At 69.5% G+C, this 3130-nt stretch carries 3 protein-coding genes; all 3 read left to right on the top strand.

What is annotated here, in order from left to right:
• On the top strand, positions 1-1265 hold a 1265-nt coding region (locus tag ACWF94_RS37425), incomplete at its 5' end, for an acyl-CoA dehydrogenase family protein (protein WP_453499218.1).
• A 2-nt stretch (positions 1266-1267) separates the two neighbouring features.
• Positions 1268-2377: an acyl-CoA dehydrogenase family protein gene (locus ACWF94_RS37420; protein ID WP_453499216.1), complete on the top strand. Its 1110-nt coding sequence runs from the start codon at positions 1268-1270 to the stop codon at positions 2375-2377.
• 8 nt (positions 2378-2385) lie between these two features.
• On the top strand, positions 2386-3130 hold a 745-nt coding region (locus ACWF94_RS37415), incomplete at its 3' end, for an acyl-CoA dehydrogenase family protein (RefSeq protein WP_453499220.1).

Below are 3130 nucleotides of genomic sequence, written 5' to 3'. Positions count from 1 at the left end.
CGCCCGGACGGCATTCGCGCGCCGCAACGTATGGATACCGATTGCTAGTGACGATTCACTTAATACTGCGCATCCAGATGGAGAGAACTGACGTGAAAGCACAATTCTCCTTCCAAGAGCACGCGTTTCGCCTCGATATGCAGAACTTCTACCGCCGCGAAATCCCTGGTGAGATTCGCGACCGAACGCGTCTGGCGATTCACGTCAACGAGAACGACCGCAAGGCCGCCCAGCGGATCCTCAACGCCCACCGGATGGCGGTGCCCCACTGGCCCGTCGAGTTCGGCGGGCAGGACTGGACGCCGCTGCAGCGCCACATCTGGCTCGACGAGATGCAGCTCGCCTGCGTGCCCGAACCGCTCGTGACCAACACTGCGATGGTCGGTCCGGTGATCGCGAAGTTCGGCAGCACCGAGCAGAAGGAGCGCTTCCTGCCGGCCACTGCCAACCTCGACATCTTTTGGTGCCAGGGGTTCTCCGAGCCGGAGGCGGGCTCCGACCTGGCGTCGCTGCGCACCCGAGCGGTCCGCGATGGCGACGAGTACGTCGTGAGTGGACAGAAGACCTGGACGTCCCTGGCGCAGCACGCCGACTGGATCTTCATGCTGGTGCGCACCGATCCGGACGCGACACGTCCGCAGCAGGGCATCTCCTTCCTGCTCGTCGACATGAACAGCCCGGGCATCACAGTGCGGCCGATCGAGCTCATCGACGGCGGGCGCGAGGTCAGCGAGGTGTTCTTCGACGAGGTCCGGGTACCCGTCGGCAACCTCGTCGGCGAGGAGAACAAGGGCTGGACCTACGCCAAGTTCCTCCTGGGCAACGAGCGCAACAGTGTCGCTCGCACAGGGGTGAGCAAGGTGAAGCTCGCCCGCGCCAAGGAGTACGCCGCACAGCGGCGGACCCGTCGCGGCACCCTGCTCGACGACCCGCGGTTCGCGGCCCGGCTCGCCGAGCTCGAGAACGAGGTGCTCGCGCTCGAACTCACCCAGCTGCGGATCGTCACGTCGAAGCGCGTCCACGCCGCCGTGCCCTCGGTGCTCAAGCTGCGCGGCTCGCAGCTGCAGCAGGCCGCAACCGAGCTGCTGCTCGACGTCGCGGGCGTGGACGCCCTCGCGGTCGGTGGGTCCGCGAGCCACGCACCGGACTGGGCCCAGCGGTCCGGACCGACGTACCTGAACTACCGCAAGGTCTCGATCTACGGCGGCGCGAACGAGATCCAGCGCAGCCTTATCGCGGGCGCCGTCATGGGACACGGGGGCTGACGATGGACTTCGAGCTCGATGCCGACCAGCAGGCGCTGGTCGAGGCGACGGCCAACCTCCTCAAGCGGCATCCGGTCAAGGGACCGGGCGGCGGCGAGCTGCGGAGGGCGATGGCCGAGATGGGTCTGCTGGGGCTGCCGTTCAGCGAGGACGACGGCGGCGCCGGCGCCGGACCCGCCGAGGTGTACGCCGTCGCGACGGAGCTGGGGCGACACCTGGCCCGCGAGCCGTACGCGGAGACGGTCGTCCTGGCGGGTGGCGTGGTCGCCGCCGCGGGTTCCCCCGAGCAGCGCTCGACGCTGCTCGGCGGGATCAGCCAGGGACACACGGTGCTGGCACTGGCGCACCAGGAGCCCGGGCGACCGTGGAGCTGGGAGCCCGACGGCACTTGGGCCCGGCAGGAGGACGCGGACATCTGGCGGCTCACCGGGGTCAAGAGCCCGGTGCTCGGCGGTGCCGACTCGGACACGTTCGTGGTCAGTGCGAAGGAGGCCGCGCCGGACGCCGTACGGCTCTTCGTCGTCGCCGCCGACGCGCCGGGGGTGACCGTCCGGCGGACGAGCACGATCGATGGCCGGGGCGCTGCGGAGCTCGAGCTGGCCGGAGCCCCGGGCATGCCGCTCGGCACGGCGCAGGACCACACCCAGGCGCTCCACGAGGCGACGGTGTACGCCCAGGCGGCACTGTGCGCAGAGGCGGTCGGACTGATGGACGCCGTGCTCGCGATGACCGTCGAGCACCTCCGGACCCGGCGCCAGTTCGGCGTGCCCCTGGCGTCGTTCCAGGCCCTCGCCCATCGCGTCGCCGATCTCTACGTCGCGCTCGAGCTCGCGCGCAGCATGAGCGCCTTCGCCACGATGAGCCTGGTCGACGGCGCCCGGGACGGCGTCATCGCCGCGCGTGCCCGGCTCCGAGTCGCCCGCTCCTCCCGGTTGATCGGCCAGGAGGCCATCCAGCTGCACGGGGGCATCGGCCTCACCACAGAGCACCCGGTCAGCCACCACGTAAGCCGGCTCGTCGCGATCGACCGGACCCTCGGCGACGCCGACGACGCCCTCGACGTACTGGCGGGTGCGCTCAATCAGCACCCCTTCATCGAAGTGGGAAAGTGAACATGCCGATCGAACGCACGGTCTTCACGGCCGAGCACGAGGAGTTCCGCCAGGTCATGCGGTCCTTCATCGCCACCGAAGTCGTACCGCAGTATGCCGAGTGGGAGCGCCAAAACCAGGTACCGCGTGACCTCTTCCGCAAGCTGGGCAAGCTCGGCGTCATGGGATTCGACATCCCGGAGAAGTACGGAGGCCCAGGCCCCACGAGCTTCAAGTTCCAGGCCGTGCTGGCGGAGGAGGCGGCGCGCGCCGCAGTCGGTCTGGGGCACTACTCGGTCAGCACGGGCATCGTTCTGCCGTACCTGCTGCGGCTGGCCACGCCGGCGCAGAAGGAGCGTTGGCTGCCGGGAGTGGCGACCGGCGAGACGGTCCTGTGCATCGCGATGACCGAGCCAGGGACGGGCTCGGATCTCGCGGGCATCCGGACGACCGCGCAGCGCGCCGCAGACGGCTCGCACTACGTGCTCAACGGCGCCAAGACGTTCATCACCGGGGCACGCAACTCCGAACTGTGCGTCGTGGTGGCGCGGACGTCCCCGCCGGGCGACGACCGCCGGCACGGGCTCAGTCTCTTCGTCGTCCCGACGGACAGCCCGGGCTTCGAGATCGGGCGACGCCTGGAGAAGATCGGACTCAAGGCCAGCGACACGAGCGAGCTCGCGTTCACCGACGTCGTCGTACCGGCCGAGAACCTGCTCGGTGAAGCCGATCGGGCCTTCGCCTACCTGGGCCAGAACCTGCCGCGCGAGCGGC

The organism is Streptomyces sp. NPDC055078, assembly GCF_053607985.1.
The sequence above is the reverse complement of the archived record's forward strand: the minus strand, read 5'-3'. Positions and strand labels throughout refer to the sequence as shown.